Here is a 25593-nt window from a genome sequence, read left to right on the forward strand (position 1 = left end):
TATGGCTTGATTTTATCAGTGTTTTATCAATCTTTTTCTGTTTGTTTTCTGATATTAATATGATTTACAACTATAGTTATTAGATAGGATTGGCAATGATAATGGATTACTAAAGGTTTATGGATATGAAAACTTTTGCACGACTTAATCTTAAGCAGTTAATGGCTGTTGGTGCGGTTTCAATATTTATTATTTTGATACTTTTTTTAATCGCCAATCAAAAAACTATTCAACAGCGACACGAGCTCGGAGTGTTTCAAAATAAGATATCGCTTGCCTCCAATACCCTTTTACAACTTCGCCGATTGGAAAAGGATTTTATCCTAAGACGTGAAGAGCAATACATCACCCAGCTTAATTACAGCGAAAGATTATTAGAGCAACAACTGCTGGATATCAATAGCATATTGATATCCCATGACTTACAAATAGACTTTAACGGCCTTGACAGTATCAAGAGTGTCGCCCGCTATACCAACACCTTTAACGAACTTAGCAAGCAAACCTTTTTGATTGACGGAGATGACCTTGAACCTGGTTATCAAGGCAGATTTAAGCTTGCGGAGCTGGCATTTGAGCAAGATGCTTTGCAGCGTCATGATGCTGAATTAAACCAGATACAGCTTGATATTCAGCAGCAGACTTTCGAGTTTTTCTCCAGCTTTTCCCCAAAGCAGCTTGAACAAATTACGCAGCAATTTGACACGCTTGGCTCACTTCTGGGCCGAAATAATATCGATAAATCCATTACTCGCCATTTAGAAGCCTATAAAAACGCATTTTTCACGCTACAAACTGCACATCAAAAGCTTGGCTACGACTATAAATCAGGGCTACAAGGTGAGCTTCGCGCCTCGATTCAACAGGTTGAAGAGGAGCTTGATGGGTTATTTAATCAACTTCCAAGCATGATAGATGAGAAAATTAAAAATTACTTATTGTATGACTATCTGCTTGCCTTATTATTATGCTTACTTATCTTTATAACCTTATATACGGTCAACATTGCCAGCCATCAACTTGAAGAAGAACTGATTGACGCTAAGCAAGATGAAATAAAGGCCAATCGGGCTAAAAGCTCGTTTCTCGCGAATATGTCCCACGAAATACGTACTCCGTTAAATGGCATTATTGGCATGACCGAGATCCTCACAGACTCTAATTTAAACGCCATGCAAAAAGACTATTTAGCGACGATAAATGCATCCTCTCAAACACTATTAATGCTTATCAATGATATTTTAGACCTCTCCAAAATTGAATCGGGCAAGTTTGATATTAATGTTCACACTTGCGCCATAAAAGAAGTTATCTACGATACAGCAGCCCTTATCGCCCCCAAGGCACAGCAAAAAGATATCGAATTGCGTATCGATATGGATGCACAAATACCGACGTTAATCCGTGCCGATGAGCAAAAGCTAAGACAAATTTTGATGAATCTGGCATCAAATGCGATTAAGTTTACCAGCTCAGGTTCAGTGCAATTTACCTTGCGACAACAGCCATTAAAAAGCGCCCAAGACCATAAGGTTAATTTATATTTCTCAGTAAGAGATACTGGTATTGGAATAGATGAGGACAAACAAAGTCAGGTATTTGAAGAATTTAAACAAGAAAGCAATAGCACCTCTACTGAATTTGGTGGCACAGGTTTAGGGCTGGCTATTTCAGCAAAAATGGTTCAAATGATGGGCAGTAAAATTGAAATCAACTCAACCAAAGGAGTCGGCTCAGAGTTTTATTTCAATTTGATTTTAGACAAGCAGGCCCATACAGCCCCTGCTAAGCCAGCTCAAACCATTTATTACTGTGCTAACGAGCATGAAACCCTGTTACTGCAAAATTTGGATGAATTTAACTACCCTGTCATCTTACTTAAGGCCTTTGATGAGCTGCCTGAATCAATATCAGACAGTGCAGTATTACTGCTCAAGCAAACTCCCACGACTAAAGCCTCTGACATCATTAACATAACTAAAGCTTACCCAAACTTGCCTGTGGTGCTATCTCGTCATAACAATGATAGCAAGGATGACTTTGGCGAATCCATTTCTGGCTACGTCACAATCCCATTGTTAGGGCTTAGATTAGATACCTTACTGAAAACCGTCACAAGATCAGTTACTGCTGACATTGAAAGCACTCAAGCGACGATGAAAAGTGACAAACTTATTTTGCTGGTGGAAGATAATAAAATTAATCAGAAAGTGGTTGAAATTAACTTAAAAAAATTAGGAATAAATTACAAAATTGCCAACCATGGTGGCGAAGCGCTAGAAATATATAAACGTCACCATAAAAACATCGAATTGATACTGATGGATTGTATGATGCCAGTTATGACAGGCTTTGAAGCCACTGAGGCCATACGCGCTTTTGAAAAGGTAGAAGGCTCAGAGCCTGTGGTTATCATAGCCTTAACCGCTTCAATTTTAGATGATGATATTCAAAAGTGTTACGATGTGGGCATGAACGATTATTTACCTAAACCCTTTAGACGCGAAATTCTGGTAGAAAAGCTCACTAAATTTATTTGATGTCTTTTATCTGTGCTTTATTTATAGCGAAACTCAATTCACAGCTAAGCTCAATTAAAAGCCCACTACAAGAATACACTACCAAATTTGACTGATGAAAAAGGGGGATTAAAAGTAGCCTCCTTAGACCCTGTTGAAGCGAATACCATCTGCAAAGGCTACGGCCTTTAATACAATATTTTAGACGCCGCTGATAAGACCTTATCAGGCGTACCAAAAAACTTCTGCGCCCCCTCTTCATCCAGCAGTAAACACAGATCTGATGTTGCCACCATGGCCTTCTCATTGCTGGTATAGATCACTGTGCATTTCTTTAAATAGCTAGAAAAAAGCGAAGTTAAATAATGGCTATTTTCTTTTTCTGAGCCGACAAATGGCTCATCAATAATAAGAAATTTTTGCTGACAACTACCAATACCAATCATCAGCTTTATTTTTCTTAAAATACCATCTGGTAAGCTTTTGATTAATCCGCTGGTGATCAGTGTTGACTTACCTTCTGGCAAGTATTTTTCTAAATGAAAAAAGCTGATCATTTTATCGATATGGTCTTCATCAACATAGCCATTATAAAGCCGATAATTAGCCAGAATTGACCCTTGGTATAAATGAAAGTCAAAGGGGATATAGCAGATGCTATTTCTATATTTGAAGCTATTAAACTGGGTAATATTATAATTATCTAGCGTGATTTGACCTTGAAAACGGGTTTCAATCCCCCCTAAAAGGTTCATTAACGTGGTTTTACCTACCCCAGAAGGCGCACAAACTGACACTTTCTGGCCTTTGCCAACACGAAAAGATAAGTTAGTTAACCCTTTTGAAAGCCCCGTATAACGATGGGTTAGCCCGGTGACTTCTAACTGTCCCTGAAATTGATTTAATGGCGAGCTTTTCTCCATTTTATTGCGGTCATCATCTAGTGACATTAGCGCATTAATTTGCCCCGTTGAAGCTTTAATAGTATCTATTTTGGCTAAGGAATTATAAATCCCCATAATTGGCGTTAGTGCCTTCCACACTAAAATGATAATCGCCAACATAGCACCTGCATCTGTCGTGCCTTCCATCACGCCTGACACCGCGGTGACAATACTGGTGATGCCGATAATTTGAATCAAACTACCACCCATACTCTGCACTTTGCTGTTAGTGGTACTAACTTGGTGTGAATCGCTTAATCGTTGTATTAACGCTGAATTAAAACGTGATTTTAATACCGAAATTAATGGTAACCCTTGAATTGAGGAGGTATTGGATAATATTTCATTCCACTGATAAGAAACCATCGCATTGGCTCTAGAACTTTGAGAAGCCGATTTTGAATAGATGTAGCGGCCATACACACAAAAGCCCACCATGACTAAAATACCAGATATTACGGTTATCGCCGCGGTGCCAGACATGATGACTATGGCAATGATAAAAATAAAGATAAAAGGTAAATCAAAGTAGCTTAAGCTTGATTCAGCTGTCACTAACTGCCTAAATTGGTCAATATCTTTGAGTCTGGCTAACTGTGAAGATGTACCAGCACTTGATGTCATCGCATAGGGCAGCCACAGCAGTTTAGACAAAACACTGTAAGAAATATAACAAGAGAGCTCTTTGCCTGAGGTTGCTAGAATTTCCATACGCTGCTTTTTCAAAATATATTCGAAACAAGCGACCATCACAGCCCCTGCTGAAAGCCACAATAAGGTAGAAATCGAGCCTGCACTTAAGGCAAAATTATATACACTCATAATAAAAAAAGGCTGCAGGGCGCCCAACAAGTTGATCCCTAAACTCAGTTTAATGAGATCTTTAAATTCTGCGTTATATCGATAAAACGAATATTTAATCCAATTCTTTTTATCTTGAGACTCTGGCGGCGGCTCTCGAAATAACCGAGAGTAACTTGATATGTAACAAATCGATGCGACAAACTCGCCGCTGGGATCAAACACATATTCGAAAATATTGTCATTTTCATAATCATATAAGAAGCAGGTTTTATCGTTATAACTGAGTAAAATATAATTTTGATGTTTTAGCGAAATAAAGGCCGGACATGTGACCTCGTGTAATTGATCTTTTGTTTTTATATCAATGCTTAGACACTCATAGCCAACTCTGGTTAATGTGGCTTTAAATGCGCTAAGGTGGTTGTCATGATGAATAAAGACATCGGATAAAATACTGGGGGTCCCTTCCCACTCTAATGCAATCAACGCATAGGCTATGCCATTTAATAATGGCGTTTGTTCAAAGCGCTGCTGATACTCACCATGCTTAAAGTGCTCTAGTCTTTCGTTAAGCTCATCAAATGCTATTAAAGTATCCATTTTTTAACCCAATGTAATCGTTTCAACCAGGGTGTCAGTATTGGTGATTTTATTACTCACTATGACAAAGGAGTATTTTCCGGTGCGGGGCCTCAAACAAGAGAGCAAATTAATGGCCACTTCTTTATCGTAAACAAGATCAAAATCATCAATAATAATAACCAACTTGTTATTTAATAGTGCTCTTACAATAAGTAATAAAAAAGAAACCTGACGAGAAAATACTTTACTATTACCGCTACTGAGCTCAGTAAAAAAACCGAGTTTGAGTTGGTCGATATCTTCTTTTATTGATAAAGCTTCACAAAGAGAATATGCCGCCTTATGTAATTGCGGCCTAAAACAAGTGATATTATCTATGATAGTCCCTTCAATAAAACTGCTGTTTTTATCTATAGTTACAACAAGGTTAGCATCGATATTCTCTTCTTGAGATTTTTGTACAATGCGCTCAATTAACCGGGTTTTACCACTACCCGACTTGCCTTTTAGTAGGGTTATTTTTCCCTTAGTAAAAGAGATTTCTCGATTATTAAAAATTATCTTGGGGATCCTACTGTTGTAGGCTAATAACGCTTCGTTAGCTTTATCACTGGCCAACACACTTGAACCAGAGCTAGTGTTAGGCTCTTGCCCGGCAGCAGACTCAGGCGAGGTGCAAGCCGCTTTATTGGTATTTTCCATCAGCAACATTTCATTCAAGCGATCAATATAAATTTTATTGATTTTCCATTGTCCCATAGTTCTCATCGCTTGCTGATACGGGCCAAAATAGCGGTTAGTTAATAAAATAATAGCCGCCATCACCCCTTGGCTCATTTCTGTTGCGATCACGCTAAGGGCACCATTAATTACCACTACCGCCACTGAAAGCTGCTGCACCAAAGAAAGAATTAAGGCAAAATTTGATTCCTGTCTTTCAAATTTAGTACTGAAATGCTCTCGTTGTTCGATCATGTTATTCATCAAGTTTTCAACTCGGTATTCCATGGTGCGACTTTTAATATCCAGTGGATATGACACAATCTCGATTATTTTAGAGTTTGTAATCCCCTCAATAGTCGACTTGGTTTCTAATAACTGCACTTTTTTACTTGTTGAAAAATAGGCAATAATAAATAGAAATAATGACGCTACACTGATGATAATACCGGTATTCAGATTAATGACCGCCAGTACGACTATGGTCACAATACAAGTAAATATATTGATAAAAGATGACACTAAGTCGCCACTAAAATAGGATTTTAAGCTGGGGATCGTATTGAGTCGTTCTAAGTATTCACCGACTTCAAGCTTTTTAAAACGGGTGATATTGGCATGACATACCGCCTGAAACAGTTGATTGGTGATTTTTCTTTCAAACTTATTACCAATATCAGCAATAAGGGTTTCTTCTAATGCTTTCACTTTGTAATCTAAAATTATCGCTATTAAAATAATTGAATAGATAAAATACAAAGTGGAAGTTGCTTGATTTGGCAGTACCCGGTCAAAGATAATCAAAATTGCAAATGGTAGCACCAACCCAAGTAAGGTCGTCAGAATACTTGAAGTGAATAGAAAAACTAAGTCGATTATCGACAGTTTAGGAATATAGGATAATTTATTCATCAGCTTCCTTTTTCAACTTTTCAAGCACTTCCAAATCAAAATTATTCTGTATCGGCACCATACTATTTGATAATGCACTAAGAATATTAAGGTCAACTGGGCCGAGTAAGGCGTCAAACTTAGTCATATTGATGATGTAATCATATTGATTAGAATAAAAATCACGAATACTGTTGTATAAATTTGACTCTGAAGAAAGTAAATCCGTTAATGTTTTAGTTCCGATTTTATAAGCTTTTTGCGTTCCTTTATAAACGGAGTAGTTCGATATAATAATTTTCCGCAACAAATTAATTGATGTGACATTGTCATTAATTTGATAAATCAACTCATCAAATTCAACTCCTGCGTCATCAATTGATTGCCTATGGTTAGCGATACTCTGGAATATTTTATTCTTATTTTTTTGATATTCATAATAAGTGGAGCCACCACTCATTATGGGAACATTTATATTTAAAGAGTAGCTGATATCATCGTTATAGGTTTCAACATTATTATTGCTATCATTGACACTATAATTTGCCGACGCTGAAATGGTGGGGTAAAAGCCTGATTTGGTTTTATCCAATGTGGTTTCTGATTTTTTGATATTGTATTGTGAAATAATAATGTCGTAGTTTTTATGGGCTAAGTTTTTTTTAAGCTTACTTTTGCTTCTTGATGGGATCTGTTGATAGTGCTGATTTAATTGGATATCAAACTTAGGTTCGAGCTTTGTTTGGGTTGTAGAATTGAGCTTGATTAGAGAAATCCTGATGTCTTTTTCAATGCTTGCCAAGCTTTTTGCATTTTGCTCCTTCTTAGCATAGGCCTCATAAACATCTGTTTTGGCCACATTACCCAGCTCATTGTTTCTACTAATTTGCTCTAGGCGTGCTTGAGATGACTTTAGCTCCGCTTTGGTGGCTTTATGCTGCGCTTTGAATTTTAAATAAGAGAAATAATTTTCAACCACCTTGATGATAATATCATTGAGAATTTTATTATGTTTTATTTCATTTATTTGTAATTCTAACTTGCTCAAGTCGTAGTCATATACGATAGAGTAATCCAGTAATACCTGTGACAAGGATAAACTGTAACCATTACTGTTATAGTCATTATCGGTACGACTACCGTCATCAGGGTTAGGATAGGTGGTTTTAGATTCATTCCAAGTGGAATTTGCCTGAATATTCACGGTTGGTAAGAAAGGCGAAGTCCCTTTTTGTAGATCATATTCTGAAGACACTAATTCAAACTCAGAACTGATAATCTGATAATTATTCCTCAATGCCTGATCAATTAACAAAGATAGCTCTGATGCCCTTGTAGAAGCAGCATTAACAACACACAACAGTATTAAAGCGAATTTAATAATCTTCATTTATTCGCCTTATTAATTGCTAGATACTTTCTTAATACATTAAAAATCTCATCTTTTTTATAGGGCTTATGGATGACATAATCCATGCCCGCACTGATACATTTTTGATGTTCATCGTTACTGGTTAAAGCGGTCGCACCGATGATGACCCTGTCAGGCAGATTATTTTCATTGTCACTCTGTCTGATCCTTGATGTCGCCTCTAAACCATCAAGATTAGGCATAATACAATCCATAAACACCGTTTTATAATCGCCCACTTTGACTGACTCAATGGCTTCTTTACCATCATTAGCCGTATCACAATCAAAACCTAAATCAGTGAGTATTTTCTTCAAGATAAATTGCTGCAACCTATCATCTTCAACGATTAATATTTTTTCTGATTTTTCATCTACCGCTGCGTCTTCGTCTTTATTTATATGCTCAACAATATGGGCGATAAAATCACTGGGTGGACAAGGGTGATAAAAGACATGATCAACATGTTCGTAGAGCTTCTCATCGATATTTGAGGATGATAACGACAAGAATATTTTGATCACTTTCTTATTCAGCCTCGCCTTTAATATTTTACAAAATGACTGTAAATTTACCCCCTGAATAGTATTGGTTAAGATGATGCCATCTTGGGGTGAAAGCTCCTTTATAGATTGAAATAATTCATTGCCGGTGCGGGCAATAATCACTTTAGCCCCTTGATCTGTTAGCATTTGTTCAATCACATCAACTTGCATATAAGATGCACCACAAATTAGCAGCGTTCTGCCGTAGAGCTGGTTATTTTCAGTCTGATAATCAACAGGGGTGACATCAAAAGAGATCCGCACTCTTGATATGTCATCAATATTTTTTTGAATGACATGATATTTTTTTATTTGATTGAGTAATGTTTTAACCAATGCCTTGTTGGTTATGTCTTTTTTAGGTACGACACCCCAAGCTAAATTTTCGATATGCTCCATGGAGGGTATATCTTGATCATAGAGGTATAGATCAATATTAATCTGTAACTTCTCAACCCTTGTTGCCGAGCTGCAACTTAAAGAAAACAGTACGTTACGACAGTTGGAACTGGAGATTGTTTCGGAAATTTGCATCAGCAAAAGCCAAAATAAACCAGTATGATGACCATAAAAGGATAAGGGAATAGTATTTGCGACGTAACATTCTATAAGTTTATTTTGTTGCTTAGATTTTGTTGATAGTAGTACTACTAATTCACTAATTAAATTGTAAAAATCGACCAACTTTGTGCTAGAAGATGACTCAACTGTTGAAAGTAAATTAAAATTTTCAGCAAGGTTTTCTAATGTTCTGGTCGCAGTGGTGATCTCTTTGGCCTGTAAAACCTCTTGAACATTCTCTTTATTGACCAGTAGATCAATGCCCCCGTGTATGGTGTTAGTTATGCCTCTAATTTCATAACCTAATAAGTTATACAGCCTTTGGTATAAGTCAGTTTTACTCATTTGCTGCTCTAACTTTTCAAAACTAAACAGCAGCATGGAGTAGATTTTTTTTTCATCTGAGCTTGAGTCAATATCTGATAAGCGATGCTTTAGAGAACTATGATTGAGGGTTTTAACGTCACCTAAAATATGATGAAACGACTGCGATAATCTGCTCTTTTCTTTTACTGTGTATCGAATTTGCTTCCTTATCAGGTACCAGCCAAACACAAAAAAACCAAATATGGCGGTATTGATGGCAAAAAATATCGCCATTTGGGATTGTGAATTTTGCTTTATATCAGCTGCTAATTTTTGATTTAGGTTAGCTGAAATATCACTAACTTCTGCTAAACTTCCTTCGATATCAAGTTTTAATGTATTGATATCTTTATGATCATTATACTTTTTTACATATAAGTTAACGTAGTCAAACTTTAACAGACCAGCAAGGGATATAAGTTTTTTTTCAGTAGATGCGATAGAAATGAAAGACTGTACGTCTTTAGCAATTTGCTGCGTCAAAACAGAAATTTGAGCCTTATTACATGGTGAGCGCCCTACTTCGCATAAGGAGAGGGTGGCATTTAATATTTCAAGTTGATCGACGATATTGTTTGAGGTGTTAATGAGTGCATCTTGATTAGCCGTGACGGCAGGCTTCTGACCAGAAACGGTATTTTTTAGTGAATAAACCACTTGGCCGAGAGTTAATATCAGCACAATAGCAAAAGCAATTTTAATTTTTAGCGCATTATTATTATATTTTACATTCATGTTTAACGCTCATTAAACGACTCTTCTAACGCAGCCATTATAGGTTTAAGAGCATAATCAATAATTTTTCTACTGCCTGTTTTTACATCTGCAGTAAATTCCATATATGGTGCTAAGTGGTACTTAACCCCTTTATTTTCTAAATAATTTTTATTGATTGTGAGTTCGGCTAGAAAAAATTCTTCTTCTTTTTCTTCGTATGATCCTCTCGAGATAGATGAAATCACCGCATCGATAACACCGTATTTAGCAAAATTATAGGCATCAAGCTTTAGTTTTACTTTTTGGCCTTTAACGATAAAACCTATGTCTTTGCGGGCTATTTTTATCTCAGCTCGTAAAGCATTATTTAACGGCGTGATATCAGCAATGCTATCCCCTGGCGATATAATGGCAGAGATATAATTATAATTAAGCTTATCTACTGTACCGTCTACCGGTGAATAAACAAACAAGCGATCCACTTTATCTGAAATCGATGGCAGCATTTTTGACTTTATTGAAAGCTCTTTGTCTAGCGCAACAACCTTGGTTCGATATTCGCTATCCCTAATAAACTTGGTGTTTTCCAGTTGCTTGGTGAGACGAGTTAATAAAAAACCTTCATTAACTACTGACTCCTCTAAATTTTCAATTTCACGCAGCATATTCATTTCTTGCACTTGCATATTAAGCACGTCGGTATATGACGCCATTTCTTCTTTATACAATTGCTCTTTTATGGCGAGTTGCTTTTTAATTATGTTTAACTGGGCTGTAGAAGAAAGTATTCGCTGTTTCATAGAGTCGATGATCACCGTTTTATGGGCAATATCATGCTCCATTAAATCATCACTGGTTACATTTTTGCTATTCTCTTCTCGCCATTGCTCTTGCTGTATTTTGAGCGTTTGTGGATAGTCTTTAAAGGCTGAAAAGTCGGGTTCTTGTTGGGATATTAAAGATTCGTATTTTATTAGCTCTATCCTAAGCTGATTGATTTCAAAAAGATTAACAGCAAGATCACCAAGCTTATCTTTTGATCTTAATTGTGCAATTTTTTGGCCTTTGTAAACAATATCGCCAGGGGCGACATAAAGTTTTTCAAGTATCCCTCCTTCTAAGTGTTGCACTTTTTCGATATCTGAGTTTAGAAGTATTTCCCCTCTTGTGGCCACAGTAATTTCAAGCTCTGCTTGTGAGCCCCATATCAATAAAATAAAGAAAAAGACAAATGCAACCGAGGAAACTTTTTGTGAACTATTACTGCTGTTTTTAGCTATTAATACGCTAGAGCTATCAGAATGAACACTGTTAATAGACTCCTCGATGATGTCTTCAAAGTTTTGCTCAAGATTATCTTTACCTTTCATTTATCTCCATCACTACCTTGTTATGTCAATGAAATAAATTTTTTTAAACGGAAAGGCTAACCTGCTCAGCAATTTTTGATAGGTGTTGCTGTATTACATCTATTTGCTGCCTGCTTGGCATTTCGCCCTTTTTACTTATCCCCTCGGCCTCCCTAATCAATGGAACAGCATCTTCTTCGCACAAGTTAGACAAAGAACCTGATAAAGTATGAAAAACATGAAAAAGCGCCTCTGTATCCTGAGTACTATAATGCGCCTCAATGGTTGTTGCGGCATCAGCATTGCACTCTAAATACAAACCTAATAGCTCTTTTACGCACTCTGTATCACCATCAAACATGTCACTTAACGCTGTTATATTTATCATATTTAAAACTCATTTTGACTTGGTTAACACCACCTAAATTGACGACTTAGGTATTGTGTAATTACGATTTAATAATCCCTAATAATAACTTTAGTTTAAAATCCAGATATCTCTATAAAAAACATATATTTTATAAAGATACCTGCACTTTAACGTCTTATCACTGTAAATATTTAATCGTGGTTTATATTGAATCAGCCAATGTCGTTGAGTCATCCTCTGTTGTTGTATGAGCGCTATCATCAAAGCTGGCGCTGTCATCCATAACGTCAATACCGAGATCGGTGTTATCACCTGAAGTCCAATCACCTGCATTACTATCATCAGAGCCTGTGATTAATTGTTGCGTATCAGCACTTGAGCCATCCATTTCATAAGAGGAATTAACGTCAATGGTAATAGACGTTGCTGCTCCATCAATTGGTTGATCCATGCTATTAACACCACTCATGTCCATATTAATATCACCGCTAAAGTTTTCTGGTATTTCTAGCTTGACTGGTTGACATAAGTCCCCAGCAATTAAGTATTCACTGTCTCCTTGCTCTATACCTGACTGAGGCGAAACACCTTCTGGTAAACCAGAAATAATCACATGGTCGACTTCACTGTTTGAGCTGATATCTGTTGGTATGAATACATTTACACTGCCACCAGGTGCTGCTGTATAGTCATAATCTTCAGATTCATTCCCTACTGCAGAGCCAAGGGTTATTGAGCTATCGACTGTATCTGTGCCATTACTGACACTGTAAGTTAAGTCTAAAGAACCTTGTGAATCAGTATCTTGCTCAACACTATAGCTACCATCAAGTAAATCGATAACGACTGCATTTTCTGCCTGCACGTTTGAAACAGTTAAATTATCACCTTCTATACCTTCTACACCTTCTACATTTTCAAGTAACTCATCAACAGTTACGATTGTTGCAGCTGGCGCTTCGATACTTGCCTCGGCAATATTATCTACTGCTGCCTCTGTGTTTATTGCCGGTATTTCAAAATCAACCGAATGAGATGTGCCGTCATCTACGGTAAAATCGACAGTGACCGGTCCTTGATAATCAGGATCTGACCAGAATGTCCATGTCTCATTATCGTTGTCTATCAATACTCCTTCTTCACCTGAATAACTCACGCTTTCAACATTGACAGCCTCTGAATCTAAACCTTGAGATTCCAATAAATCGCTGGCCTCTAAAAGTACGTAACCATCATCATTCATGGCAAATGCTTCTTCATGTGGCACATCGTTCAATAATGGACTGTCATCCTCTACTGAACTTTCATCGCCAACATCTAAAGTAACTGAAGATACTGTGACAAAGAAATTACCGTTGTAGTCTTCTGGTGGCGTCATTGATAAGTCTTCAAGATTCCATTGGGTTATATCAACAACCTGCCCTTCTTCAGTGATAGTCATGGTATTGGTGCCATCACTCACTACGAAGCCTACTGGGTAGCCTGTCATCACAAGACTTTCCATTGTTTCTGATGCATCAAGCATTTCAACATTAAGTGAGAAATGACCCGTGCTATCTTCAGCAAAAACAAGTGGCCCTTCATGAGCTGTGGTAATAACAGTACCGTCAGCTACAGGTCGAATATAAATAGGTAAGTCGACCGTTGCTTCACTATTTCCATCTGTTGCGACGATCTGCAAACCTGCGGTACCAGCAAAATCACCTGTCGGGCTAAAGGTCCAGGTTCCATCACCATTGTCAGTAATACTGCCGTCAGCCTCCTCACCATCTGCGGTAACCACTTTCGAAATGGTTAGTGAGCTGTCAACATCACCGAATAAGGCTAATAAATCAGCTTCGCTAAAGGTTATGTCGCCATCTTCTTGAATAGTCAGATGCGCATTACCATTTTGGAATGGTGAATCATCCACTGGGATGATATCCATTGCCAATTCACCTTCAACTTCCTCTCCAGTTTCATCAGAAATGGTATAACTTAATTCTATTAAGCCATTGAAGTGCTCAGGAGTAATGAGGTTATAAGTACCATCCTGATTCTGTGTTAGTGATGAGTTGGCAGGTTGACGAACCGATAGATTATCTAACGTCAGATTATCACCATCGATATCACTTGCCTGTGAAAGGATATAGTTAGGGTCAATGGTTATGCTGACGTCTTCAGTACCCTCTAGATTGATAGTAGGTGCTGTCGGTAAATCATTAATTGGATTTACTGTTAAATCCATTGCGGCAGAAACAGTTGCTTCACCATCTGAAACATCAAATGTCAGCCCTAAATCGCCGTTGTAATCTGGATCTGGTGTAATGGAGAATGTGCCATTACCGTTATCAACCACACTGCCATTACCATTAACAGCTAAATTACTAGCAGTTAACTCATCACCATCGATGTCACTGGCATTGGCCAGTAACTGCTCTTGCGTGACCGTAATAACACCATCTTCATCCATAGTGTAAGCGACATTGCCATCAACTACAGGTGCGTCATTAACCGCCAGTGTAGTAATGCCAGCAGTGGTTTCAGCAGTGGCGCCGTCATCATCGATGATGGTGACATCCAGGCTTATTTCACCGTTGAAGTTCTCATTGGGCGAGAAGGTCACTGAGCCATCTTGGTTTTGCACCAAAATACCGTCAGTGCCAGAGTAAGACACTGAGTCTAGGCTGACAGTGCCATCCACATCGCTTGAGTTCGCTAATAACTGCTCAGCGCTAATGGTGATTTGGCCGTCTTCGTTGACTGTGTATGAGGTTGAACCCGCAACCGGTGCATCGTTGACATCCGCAACCGCGATATCAATGTTAGCTGGTGTGGTTACCGTACCATCGCTTACACCGAAATCGAGCTGTAAATCACCATTGAAGTTTTCATTTGGCGCAAAGCTATGGGTGCCATCACCGTTGTCGGTAAGCACACCGTCAGTGCCGCTGTACGTCACCGTATCAACAGATAGGTTATCACCATCTACGTCGGTAGCACCTGCCAGCAGCTGCTCATCGGTAATGATGATAACGCCGTCTTCATTCATTGAGAAAGCTTGGTCTTCTACCTCGGCAGCATCATTTACCGCGGTCACATCGACATTAAAACTCATCGAGTCAGTAGTCGTATCTGTGGTAGGTAGATCATCAGCGTCTATCTGACCATCAGCATTGTTATCACTTGAAACATTTACCTCAAAAGTCTCACTGTTGGTCGCAGTGCTTGCATCTGTTGATGAGGCGCCATCAGATATTTCAGTTTCGCTATTTGCACTTGATGGTGTTGCTGCAGACGCAGTTGCTGACGAAGATGGCGCACCTGAACTAGTTGAAGCACCTTCAGCCCCACCGATACTTTGGGCGCCTGAAGATACAGCCTCTTCAGGGGCTGCATTAGCTGCCCCTTCGGCCGCAGAGCTACTAGCTGCTTCCGTATCAGCATCTGAGGTTGAGCTTTCAACAGCTGATGATTGAGAATCTGTTGAACTAGGGGCTGCAGAAGAAGCCTCGGCATTGGCGGCCTCAGCATCATCAGTTTGAGAGTCATCTGTTGATGATTCTGAGCCGCCTGAAGGAGCCAAGCTTTCTTCTGCCGTTTGTATGTCTACCGATGATGTCGCAGTCGCAACAGTATTGGTGACTGTTGATTGATTATTCTCAGCCTTAGATGATGAAACCGTCGAGTCTTCTGTGTTTACTTGTTCAACAGCATCATTAAGAGCATCATTTTCAGGATTATTAGACAGGTTATCATTTGACATAAAAAGGCCTATTTATAAAATAATTAATTGAGTTTAAAAGCACGGAATCCCCAAGAGAACTGGGCAGCTCTCTTGTTCATTTAATAAATTTTTTGAATCATTTCGGAAGGCCAATCAAACCCTAGTTTTTATTCACACCTATGTTAAAACTCAACATAACTATGCCTTTAGATTTAAACTAGCCTGTATAATTAACGGTAGTCTATAGTTTTGAGTTTGTGTATAAAAAACACACTTTTTTGATCTAGATCAATAAAACAACAAATCAACATGCCAAGTTGACAGGTTGACAGGTTGACAGAGGAAGAGTATTCGAGGGGGTTGCCCAAATAGCGGCTAAATAAATAACGTTACTAGATTAAATGAAGCTATAAGTAGATTTAATATCAACTCAAATTAAAAGTAATATCCAAGAATAATATAAAAAGGCTAAGCCCCTTTATTAGTATTTTTAAAACTATTCATATGACGAATTATTAATATTGATGTGTAGCGCTTCAACAATAAATAGCTCAAAGCTGAATTTAACTATTACACTTCAACCAATACTAACCCCGACAATAGTCTGCTAATGCCAAACAATAATGACTCAATCGTAAAGCCTTAAGTGAATGAGAGAAGTTTAAGAATGGAAGCGAAAAGGATTAAAATGGCAAATGATCAGCTGATATTCCTCCATTAACAGCTAAGAATTAAGTTTTTCTCAGTAATTACCATTGCAGCATAGTTATGTCGCGATTTAGTTAAAGCGACAGCCAAATAACAAAAAAGGACTCATTAGAGTCCTTTCAACAATCTTGCTCAGCTACATTTAACCAAGGAAGTTTAACCAAGCTAGCTTAACAGCTAACTAAACCTAGCTACGTAGGCCGATGCCACGTGAAATAAGGTAGTATGCTACAAACCATAGCGAGGCACAAAAGCCTACCATAATGGCAATTGATAACGGCACACTGATATCAGCAAAGCCTAAAAAGCCGTAGCGGAACACGTTTATCATATATACCACAGGGTTTAGCGCTGACACGCCTTGCCAAAAATCAGGTAGTAATGACAGCGAGTAAAACACCCCACCAAGATAAGTCAGTGGCGTTAAAATGAAAGTGGGGATAATGCTAATGTCATCAAAGCTTTTGGCAAATACCGCGTTAATTAACCCGCCTAACGCAAATAACACCGAGGTTAAAAACACCGTCATAATCACTAAGCCAACATGATGTAGGCTGAGGTTAACAAAGAACATTGCCACCAAGGTCACAATCAAGCCGACACTTAAGCCACGGGCGACGCCGCCGCCAACAAAACCGGCAATCATCACATAATGCGGCACAGGTGCCACCATTAACTCTTCAATACTGCCGTGCATTTTGGCACTAAAAAAGGACGAGGCCACATTAGAATAGGAGTTGGTGATAACCGACATCATGATTAAACCTGGTGCGATAAACTCCATGTACGATACGCCGCCCATTTCACCAATACGGTTGCCAATTAAGTTACCAAAAATCAAAAAGTACAAGGTCATGGTAATGGCTGGCGGCACTAAGGTTTGTACCCAAATACGGGTAAAACGATTGGTTTCTTTAATTAAAATACTTTTAAAGGCAATCCAATAAAGCTTGTTCATTATTTTGAGTCCTTAGTTTTTTTAACTAACTCGACAAATAGCTCTTCAAGGCGATTCGCCTTGTTACGCATTGATAGCACTTCAATATTTAACTGGCTTAATTGGCCGAACAAATCATTGAGATTGTTGGCTTTTGCCAAATCTACTTCCAGCGTATGACCATCGACCAAACGGCAACTCATATTATTTAGGCTTGGCGCAGCTTCAATATCGCGGCGTAAATCTAAAATGAAAGTTTCCACATCCAGTTTACTGAGTAGGCTTTTCATGCTGGTGCATTCAACCAATAAGCCTTTATCGATAATGCCGATATTGCGGCACAGCATTTCAGCTTCTTCAAGGTAATGGGTGGTCAAAATAATGGTCACGCCTTGGGCGTTAATTTGCTTTAAGAACTCCCACATCGAGCGGCGAAGCTCAATATCTACCCCTGCTGTTGGTTCATCAAGGATCAACAATTGTGGCTCATGCATTAACGCACGAGCAATCATTAAACGGCGCTTCATGCCGCCTGATAACGCTCGTGCTTGGCTATCACGCTTTTCCCATAAATCTAACTGGCTTAAATACTTTTGTGCACGCTGCAATGCCACTGCGCGGGTCACGCCATAGTAACCGGCTTGGTTAACTACAATTTGCAGCACGGTTTCAAACTGATTGAAGTTAAATTCTTGCGGCACTAAACCAATGCACATTTTGGCGCGCTCTAAGTTGTTGTCGATATCATAATCGAACACTTTAACGCTGCCTGATGTCTTTTGCACTAATGAGCTAATCACGCCAATAGTCGTCGATTTACCCGCACCATTGGGGCCTAATAGCGCAAAAAAATCGCCCTGCTCTACGGTTAAGCTAAGGCCTTTAACCGCTTGAACACCGCTCTTATAGGTTTTTTGCAGGTTTTCGATCACCAACGCTTTGGTGGGGTTGCTCATTGTGATACCTCTGGTTCATGAATTGCGAATGACGTGCTGTTAATTACACTGTCTTAATTACATGATCTTAATGACCTAATGTAAATGATTAACACGCAAAATTTTCTGACGCCCAAAACAAAACTCCCGCCTATAGCGGGAGTTGGTCAACCATAGATTGGATTAATCTAATGGTACAACTTTAGCAATGTAAGGTAAGTTACGATATTGCTCTGCGTAGTCAATACCATAGCCGACGATGAACTCATCAGGAATGGTAAAACCAATAAAGTCGACTGGTACATTAACTTCACGACGCTCAGGCTTATCGAGTAATGTACATAATGCTAAGCTTTTAGGCTCGCGCAGTAATAACATCTCACGTACTTTATTTAAGGTATTACCTGAATCAATTAAATCTTCAACAATCAATACGTCACGTCCGGCAATCTCAGATGATACATCTTTAAGGATCTTCACGTCACGTGTGCTTGTCATTGCATTGCCATAACTTGAAACTGACATGAAGTCGATTTCAACATGGCCTTTGATACGGCGACATAAGTCAGCCATAAAAACCACAGACCCTTTCAATAAGCCGACCATTAGCAAACGTTCGCTGTCTGCGTAATGGGTATTAATCCTTTCAGCTAATATATCCAGTTTTTCGCTGATTTCTTCTGCAGAAATCATCACTTCTGTTGTGTGTTTCATATTACTCTCAATTGTCGATTTTTTCGGACTTGTCGTTGGCATATCCCCAACGATTTGTCAGCCCGTGCTCTATGCCCAAATGATCTAGAATTCGGGAAACCATGAAGTTTACCAGATCTTCTATCGATTTGGGATAATGATAAAAGCCTGGTGCCGCTGGCATGATGGTCGCGCCGTTGCGAGTCAGGCTTAACATATGCTCTAAGTGTATGGCACTAAAAGGAGTTTCCCGAGGAACAAGGATTAATTGACCGCGCTCTTTTATTACTACATCTGCCGCTCTTTCTAACAAATTATTACTCATTCCGGTGGCAATCGCCGCTAAAGTGCCTGTTGAGCAGGGGCAAACCACCATTTGCTTTGGCGCCGCACTGCCAGATGCCGGTGGCGAAAACCATTCATCTTTGCCCAAAACCACCAGCTCACCAGCAGCATTTTTATCCATCTTAAAATGGGCTAATAACTGCTGACAGGCTTTTTCTGAGTTTGCGCTCAGTTGCAAACCTTCTTCAGTGGCAAGCACCACTCTGGCAGCACTTGAGATCATCAAAAACACTTGGTAATCGGCGGTCAGTAAGCACTGCAGTAACTTTAAACCATAGGGCGCACCAGAAGCGCCAGTCCACGCGAGACTAATGGCCTTTTCTTTTTTTGCGTACGGGTGGTTCGAATTACTCATATGTTCTCTTTTAATCAAGCTTTACCGCTTATACGGCCAAAACCGACTTATTGATGACTATTAACCTAATCTAACCTTATCTAGTAGGTTATTTTAGTGCATTTATCAATTGTTGATGGATACCATGAAAGCCGCCATTACTCATAATCACTACGGTATCACCACTTTGTGCTTGAGCTTTAACTTGAGCAATAATGGCGTCGATATCCGTAAACACGGCAACAGGAATACTGGCGCTAGCCATATTGGCTTTTAAATCCCAGCCGACATTGTCCGCTTGATACAAAAAGGCGCAATCCGCTAAGGCCATAGATGCTGCTAAAGTGTCTTTATGTACGCCGCTTTTCATGGTGTTTGAGCGCGGCTCGAGCACCACGATTAATTTACCTGTAGCTAAATCGCCCTCGCCCACTTTGGCGCGCAGGCCTTGTAAAGTCGTTTCAATGGCCGTTGGATGATGCGCAAAGTCATCATAAACCGCAATGCCATTAACGGTATCTAATAGCTCTAACCGACGTTTTGGCGGCGCAAATTGGCTCAAGGCTTCAATAGCATGACTTGGCGCTACGCCAACATGCCTTGCTGCTGCGATGGCCATTATGGCATTTTCAATATTGTGCTGACCGATTAAGCCCCAGTTTAATATGCCTTGGGACTCGCCATTAAACTTCACTTCAAACTCATGACCGTCTGCAGCAATGGTTTTACCATACCAGCCTGTGGCGCTATGCTCAGTGGCATAAAAATGCTCTTGCTCGCTCCAACAACCTAATTCAATCACTTGTTTTACCGCCTCTACTTCAGCAGGCCAAATGACTTTACCTTCACTGGGAACCGTGCGGATAACATGATTAAATTGGCGCTGAATAGCAGCCAGATCGGCAAATATGTCGGCATGATCAAACTCAAGATTATTAACCACTAAAGTACGCGGGCGGTAATGCACAAACTTAGAGCGTTTATCGAAAAAGGCGCTGTCATATTCGTCGGCCTCAACCACAAAAAAAGGCGAGTTACCTAAACGGGCTGACACGCCAAAGTTTTGCGGTACGCCGCCAATTAAAAAGCCCGGCTCATAGCCACAATACTCTAATACCCACGCCAACATACTGGAGGTTGAGGTTTTACCATGGGTGCCTGATACCGCCAGTACCCAGCGTTCTGGCAAGATATACTCTGATAAAAACTGCGGCCCTGAGGTGTATTTAATGCCACGGTTTAATACTGCTTCAACACAAGGGTTTCCGCGGCTCATAGCATTACCAATGACCACTAAATCTGGCTGATTTTCACCTTCTTTACCCAGCTGTACGGGGTCGAAGCCTTGAATAAGCTCAATGCCTTGCTGTTCAAGCTGGGTGCTCATAGGTGGATACACATTGGCATCACTACCGGTGACTTTGTGTCCCATACCGCGGGCTAATAACGCTAAACCGCCCATAAAAGTGCCACAAATTCCAAGAATATGTACGTGCATGCCGTTGCTCTACTTAAAAAATAATCAGGGGGCTATTCTAATGCAAATAGGGGGTTAATGTCAGTTATCGCTGCTAACAAAACAGGCAAGCATAAATGCTTGCCTGTTTTAAGGGGCTATCCATAAGCTTGGCTTAGATTACTGCTTAAGCCTTGGTTGTAGTTTTAAGTATTCGTTTTAGCTTGCAGCAGCGCGGTTAACTTATCTATCTTATCGTGCAGCTGCTGAATATCTTCCGCGGTTGCCGCTGTTTTTGACTCAACGTTTTTATCATCGTTGACCTCTTGCTCTTCACGCATTATTTTAGTTTCTTCACCCATCACATCTAGCACTGCGCCCACCATCATGTTTAAAAACACAAAAGTCGTTAAGAAAATAAACGTCAAGTAATACAGCCAACTTAGTGGATACACTGCCATGGTTTCGTACATGATCGAGGTCCATGACTCGAACGTAGAAATACGGAACAATGTCAGCATCGCAATAGACACATCGCCCCATAAAAAGTCATTCACATGGGCAAAAAACATGCTACCAATCGCGCCATAAATATAGAAGATTACAAACATTAATAATGCAATATAACCCATGCGTGGAATGGCTTTAAGCAGCGCATTAATCAACATTCTCAGCTCTGGCACCATAGACACCAGTCGTAACACCCTGAAAATACGTAATAGTCGCGCCAGTAATATGGTGGAGCCACCCAATGGTACTAAACTGCCAATCACAATAATGGTGTCGAAGATATTCCAGCCCTTGGAGAAGAAGGACTTAATACCATCACTGGCCATGTAGCGAATAATGAGCTCAAACAAAAAGAACACTGTAATGGCAATATCCAACACATATAAGCTGTTTTCAAGCCAAGTAGGCAAATGATAGGTGTGAGCACCAATAGATAATGCCGACACAATAATCACAAAAATAACAAATCCCTGGAAGGTTTTGCTTTGGTCAATTTTTTTTAGTACTGAGAGCATACCTGTTGCTTGCATAATGAATGGTTTTCTCCAAATGAGGCGCACTTTTGAGGACAGCAGAGCCTACTGAACCATGCTTAAATTAGAATTAAAAGCTTCAGCTATCACTAATGTTACAGTTAATAAAATACTTAGGTTGGCAACTAGCCTTGATAAATCTCTAGCGGTAAATCATCAGGATCGCTAAAGAAAGTGAACTTCTTGCCAGTGTATTCATCGATTCGAATAGGCTCGACATCGACATTGTGTGAGGTTAAATGCGCCACGACCGCATCAATATCGGTGACCTTAAAGGCTAAATGACGCAGTCCTTGAGCCTCAGGATAACTGGGGCGTATAGGCGAGTTTGGAATAGAAAACAGCTCAATCTGACTGCCATCTGCCAGCTGTAAATCAAGCTTGTAAGATTGGCGATCTTCACGGTAGTTTTCTGCCAACACCTTAAAGCCTAAAACTTCAGTGTAGAAGTGTTTTGAGCGCGGATAATCTTCACAAATGATCGCCACATGATGAATACCTTTAAACATAGCCTTTCCTATTCAGTTAGTGATATTAGCAACTGCTGTAAGTCAGCTTAACGGCCTTTTTTAGACTGCGCTAAGGCTTTTTGGCGGGCTTGTTGCTTAAGGGATCCCTTTTTCGTTTTACGGGTCACGGGGGCAACTTGGGTTAAATCGGGCTCAAACCCTTGCAGCCATTGCTGTGGTAAACGTCTATCTAAAAAGGCTTCTAGCTTTATTAATTGTGGTTCGTCATCAACGCTGAGCAACGTTATTGCTTGGCCTTCTTTACCAGCGCGGCCTGTACGACCAATGCGGTGAATGTAGTCTTCGTTTTGAAACGGCAGCTCAATGTTCACCACATAGTTTAGCTCATTAATATCTAGCCCTCTGGCAGCAACATCGGTGGCCACCAGCGCTTTAATGTCACCCGATTTAAACTGCGCTAACACGCTCTCACGCATTGTTTGCGAAAGATCTGCATGAAATGCCACAGCATTAACCCCCGCTTGTTTCATTTGCGCAGCTGCTTTATCCGCCCCTTGCTTGGTGCGGCTAAAGATTAACGCTTGTTGCCAACTTTCTTTGTTAATCAAGTGACACAATGCGGGCATTTTTTTATTCGCATCAAGGTTATACACCCGCTCAACAATTTTGGCTGCTGTCGTATTGCGCTCGCTGGTTTCAATCACTTGAGGCGATTGCAGCAGTCGCTTACTGAACTTAAAAATACGCTCATCTAACGTTGCTGAAAACAATAAGGTTTGGCGCTCTTTTGGCAGGCGCTTTAATACCTCGATGATTTCATCTCTAAAGCCCATGTCTAACATGCGGTCGGCTTCATCAAATACCAACTGGCTGACGTTTGATAATGTCATCACTCGATTACGTAAGTGATCTAATAACCTGCCCGGCGTAGCAACAATAATATCTGCCCCCGCTTTAATTGCATCAGCCTGCGCTTTAATACTCACGCCGCCATACACCATTAGCGAGCTAATTTGAGTGTGCTCGGCATAGGTTTGAATGCTTTGGTTTACTTGTTGGGCCAACTCACGTGTTGGCACCAATATTAACGCGCGAGTGCGTTCTTGATGCTCACAAGGCGATGTATTAACGAGTTTTTGTATTATCGGCAATGCAAAGGCTGCGGTTTTACCCGTACCCGTTTGCGCCCCAGCTAATACGTCTTTTCCGGCAAGCACCACTGGAATTGCTTGTTGCTGGATCGGTGTAGGTTGCTCGTAACCTAAACGGGCTAAATGCTCAACTAACTCAGCTTGCAGCGATAACGAAGAAAAAGACATAAACACTCCTAAAAACAGATACCCCAAAGTTTACCATGCTGGTTATTTTCTCAATAGGAAGAGTTTTGTCATTACCATCAGCTTGATGATGTCATTTGTAGGCTATTAATTAGTGCATACAACTGCCGAGACACAAAAGCGAAACATTTCATTCACAAAAGCATCAACTTTGCGTAAGGCCTTGTTCATATAACCGCTCTATGCTTTTCAAGTTTCCAAGGGTTGAGCCACGAATTGCAGCCTTCCCCACCCAACTCGTCAATAGGATAGACAACATAATGAATAAGACCTGGAAAGCATCATATGGTGTGCTTGCTTTAGTCATTTCAAGTGCCCTAAATGCTGAAGTGCTACCGACATACCAAACTGAAAATGCTTGGTTTACTGATGCACAAAGCGCAATCGATGCAAAACTGAATACCAATAATCAATTCAAAGCTAAAAACGTGATCATTTTTGTCGGTGATGGCATGGGCGTTTCTACCCTAACGGCATCACGCATTCTTCAAGGGCAATTGGCAGGAAACCCTGGTGAAGAAGGCTACTTAAGCTTTGAAACATTCCCCCACACTGCTTTAGTCAAAACCTACAACGTTGATGCGCAAACCCCAGATTCTGCAGGCACCATGACAGCAATGATGTCGGGTCTTAAAAGTGATGCTGGTGTATTAGGTGTTGATGAAGACATCGTGCGCGGCGACTGCTCAACCGTTGCTGGTAACGAAGTAGTCACAGCGCTTGAGCTTGCTGAAATTAAAGGTTTAGCAACGGGTATTGTCTCAACTGCGCGCATTACCCACGCGACACCCGCTGCAACCTATGCAAAATCTGCCGACCGCAACTGGGAAGATATCTCTGACATGCCAGAAGATGCGGTAACTGGCGGCTGTAAAGATATTGCCGATCAACTAGTGAATTTTGAAGCCAATGTCGAAGCCCGTTTTAAAGGTGTTGATATTGATGGTATCGACGTGGTTATGGGCGGCGGTCGTCGTCATTTTTTACCAAAAGATGCCAGCTTTAACAGCGCCGATGCCGTGAGTGAGATTGAAGGCGATCGCACAGATTCACGAGATTTAACCGCTGAGTGGCAAGCAAAATACAGCGAAGGTGTTTATGTAATGGATCAAGCAGGATTTGATGCCATTGATACCGAAAACACCAAGCAGCTGATGGGGTTATTTAACGAATCTCATATGCAGTATGAAGCTGACCGTGACAATGATGTTGCAGGTGAGCCTTCAATTGCACAAATGACCGGCAAAGCTATCGATATCCTAGATAATAACGATAACGGTTTCTTCTTAATGGTGGAATCAGGCCGTATTGACCACGGTCATCACGCAGGTAGCGCTTATAACGCGTTAACCGATGCCATTGCATTGTCTGATGCCGTTAAAGAAGCGGTCGCAAAAACCGACCCAAGCGAAACACTGATTCTGGTTACCGCTGACCACGGTCACGTGTTCACCATTGCCGGTTACCCAAAACGCGGCAACCCTATCTTAGGTAAAGTTGTTGGTATCGGTAGCACTGAACCTTCAACAGCATCTGATGGCCTACCTTACACCACTTTAGGTTACACCAACGGTAATGGCTTCCACGATTTAGGTGATGAAACCGATGCTGACGCAGGTTACGGCGAAGACGTTAACGCGGGTCGTCAAGACTTAACCAATATTGATACAACGACTTCTGGTTTCCACCAGGAAGCCTTAATTCCAATGAGCTCAGAAACCCACTCAGGTGAAGACATCACTTTGCATGCACAAGGTCCAGGCGCACAACTGGTACAAGGCGTTGTTGAGCAAAGCGTGGTATTTCACCTTATTGAGCAATCTCTCGACTTAATTCAGCAATAAGCAGGA

The 25593-nt window shown here is 40.2% G+C and carries 17 protein-coding genes; 2 read left to right on the forward strand and 15 right to left on the reverse strand.

The genetic code is table 11. The annotated features are described in order from the left end of the window. Window positions 1-125: 125 nt before the first annotated feature. Window positions 126-2540 carry an ATP-binding protein gene (locus tag Q4533_RS02935; protein ID WP_303501800.1) on the forward strand — a complete coding sequence of 805 codons (2415 nt, stop codon included), beginning with the start codon at window positions 126-128 and terminating at the stop codon, window positions 2538-2540. A 167-nt stretch (window positions 2541-2707) separates the two neighbouring features. Here the strand turns inward: Q4533_RS02935 and Q4533_RS02940 are convergent, their stop codons facing one another. The 15 genes from Q4533_RS02940 to Q4533_RS03010 form a co-directional block, all read right to left on the reverse strand. Beyond that, window positions 2708-4867 carry an ATP-binding cassette domain-containing protein gene (locus tag Q4533_RS02940; RefSeq protein ID WP_102438353.1) on the reverse strand — a complete coding sequence of 720 codons (2160 nt, stop codon included), beginning with the start codon at window positions 4865-4867 and terminating at the stop codon, window positions 2708-2710. A 3-nt stretch (window positions 4868-4870) separates the two neighbouring features. Then, entirely contained in the window at window positions 4871-6481 is a 1611-nt protein-coding gene (locus tag Q4533_RS02945; protein WP_198589346.1) for an ABC transporter transmembrane domain-containing protein, read from the reverse strand. After that, complete coding sequence (locus Q4533_RS02950; protein WP_102438349.1) at window positions 6474-7850, reverse strand: TolC family protein; 1377 nt, start codon at window positions 7848-7850, stop codon at window positions 6474-6476. The genes Q4533_RS02945 and Q4533_RS02950 overlap by 8 nt, the downstream gene beginning before the upstream one ends. Next, window positions 7847-10078: a response regulator gene (locus Q4533_RS02955; RefSeq protein ID WP_102520556.1), complete on the reverse strand. Its 2232-nt coding sequence runs from the start codon at window positions 10076-10078 to the stop codon at window positions 7847-7849. Before Q4533_RS02955 ends, Q4533_RS02950 begins: the two co-directional genes overlap by 4 nt. A gap of 2 nt (window positions 10079-10080) precedes the next feature. Beyond that, window positions 10081-11430 (reverse strand): HlyD family type I secretion periplasmic adaptor subunit, encoded by a 1350-nt coding sequence (locus Q4533_RS02960; RefSeq protein WP_102438345.1) that lies wholly within the window; start codon window positions 11428-11430, stop codon window positions 10081-10083. 43 nt (window positions 11431-11473) lie between these two features. Next, a complete protein-coding gene (locus tag Q4533_RS02965) occupies window positions 11474-11797 on the reverse strand; it encodes an Hpt domain-containing protein (RefSeq protein WP_102438343.1) in 324 nt (107 codons plus the stop codon). Between the two features lie 184 nt (window positions 11798-11981). Next, a complete protein-coding gene (locus Q4533_RS02970; RefSeq protein ID WP_303501802.1) occupies window positions 11982-15524 on the reverse strand; it encodes a tandem-95 repeat protein in 3543 nt (1180 codons plus the stop codon). A gap of 856 nt (window positions 15525-16380) precedes the next feature. Next, entirely contained in the window at window positions 16381-17151 is a 771-nt protein-coding gene (locus Q4533_RS02975) for an ABC transporter permease (protein WP_102520664.1), read from the reverse strand. Beyond that, window positions 17151-18086: an ABC transporter ATP-binding protein gene (locus Q4533_RS02980; protein ID WP_102520663.1), complete on the reverse strand. Its 936-nt coding sequence runs from the start codon at window positions 18084-18086 to the stop codon at window positions 17151-17153. The genes Q4533_RS02975 and Q4533_RS02980 overlap by 1 nt, the downstream gene beginning before the upstream one ends. Window positions 18087-18248: 162 nt before the next feature. Next, window positions 18249-18779: a hypoxanthine phosphoribosyltransferase gene (hpt, locus tag Q4533_RS02985; protein ID WP_102440266.1), complete on the reverse strand. Its 531-nt coding sequence runs from the start codon at window positions 18777-18779 to the stop codon at window positions 18249-18251. Between the two features lie 7 nt (window positions 18780-18786). Continuing rightward, window positions 18787-19458 (reverse strand): flavin prenyltransferase UbiX, encoded by a 672-nt coding sequence (locus Q4533_RS02990; RefSeq protein ID WP_102475935.1) that lies wholly within the window; start codon window positions 19456-19458, stop codon window positions 18787-18789. A gap of 88 nt (window positions 19459-19546) precedes the next feature. Beyond that, on the reverse strand, window positions 19547-20935 hold the full coding sequence (mpl, locus tag Q4533_RS02995; RefSeq protein ID WP_102440264.1) for a UDP-N-acetylmuramate:L-alanyl-gamma-D-glutamyl-meso-diaminopimelate ligase: 1389 nt from the start codon (window positions 20933-20935) through the stop codon (window positions 19547-19549). 164 nt (window positions 20936-21099) lie between these two features. Further along, window positions 21100-21933 (reverse strand): ion transporter, encoded by an 834-nt coding sequence (locus Q4533_RS03000; RefSeq protein WP_303501805.1) that lies wholly within the window; start codon window positions 21931-21933, stop codon window positions 21100-21102. A 128-nt stretch (window positions 21934-22061) separates the two neighbouring features. Continuing rightward, a complete protein-coding gene (locus tag Q4533_RS03005) occupies window positions 22062-22445 on the reverse strand; it encodes a VOC family protein (RefSeq protein ID WP_102475934.1) in 384 nt (127 codons plus the stop codon). A gap of 47 nt (window positions 22446-22492) precedes the next feature. After that, on the reverse strand, window positions 22493-23725 hold the full coding sequence (locus Q4533_RS03010; RefSeq protein ID WP_303501808.1) for a DEAD/DEAH box helicase: 1233 nt from the start codon (window positions 23723-23725) through the stop codon (window positions 22493-22495). Window positions 23726-24003: 278 nt separating this feature from the next. On the opposite strand from Q4533_RS03010, the gene Q4533_RS03015 reads away from it, so the two are divergent. Further along, the gene (locus Q4533_RS03015; RefSeq protein WP_303501811.1) at window positions 24004-25587 is read left to right on the forward strand and encodes an alkaline phosphatase; all 1584 of its coding nucleotides are present in this window, start codon (window positions 24004-24006) and stop codon (window positions 25585-25587) included. The last annotated feature ends 6 nt before the right edge of the window (window positions 25588-25593 follow it).

Source organism: Shewanella sp. 6_MG-2023 (genome assembly GCF_030547195.1).
Taxonomy (GTDB): Bacteria; Pseudomonadota; Gammaproteobacteria; order Enterobacterales; family Shewanellaceae; genus Shewanella.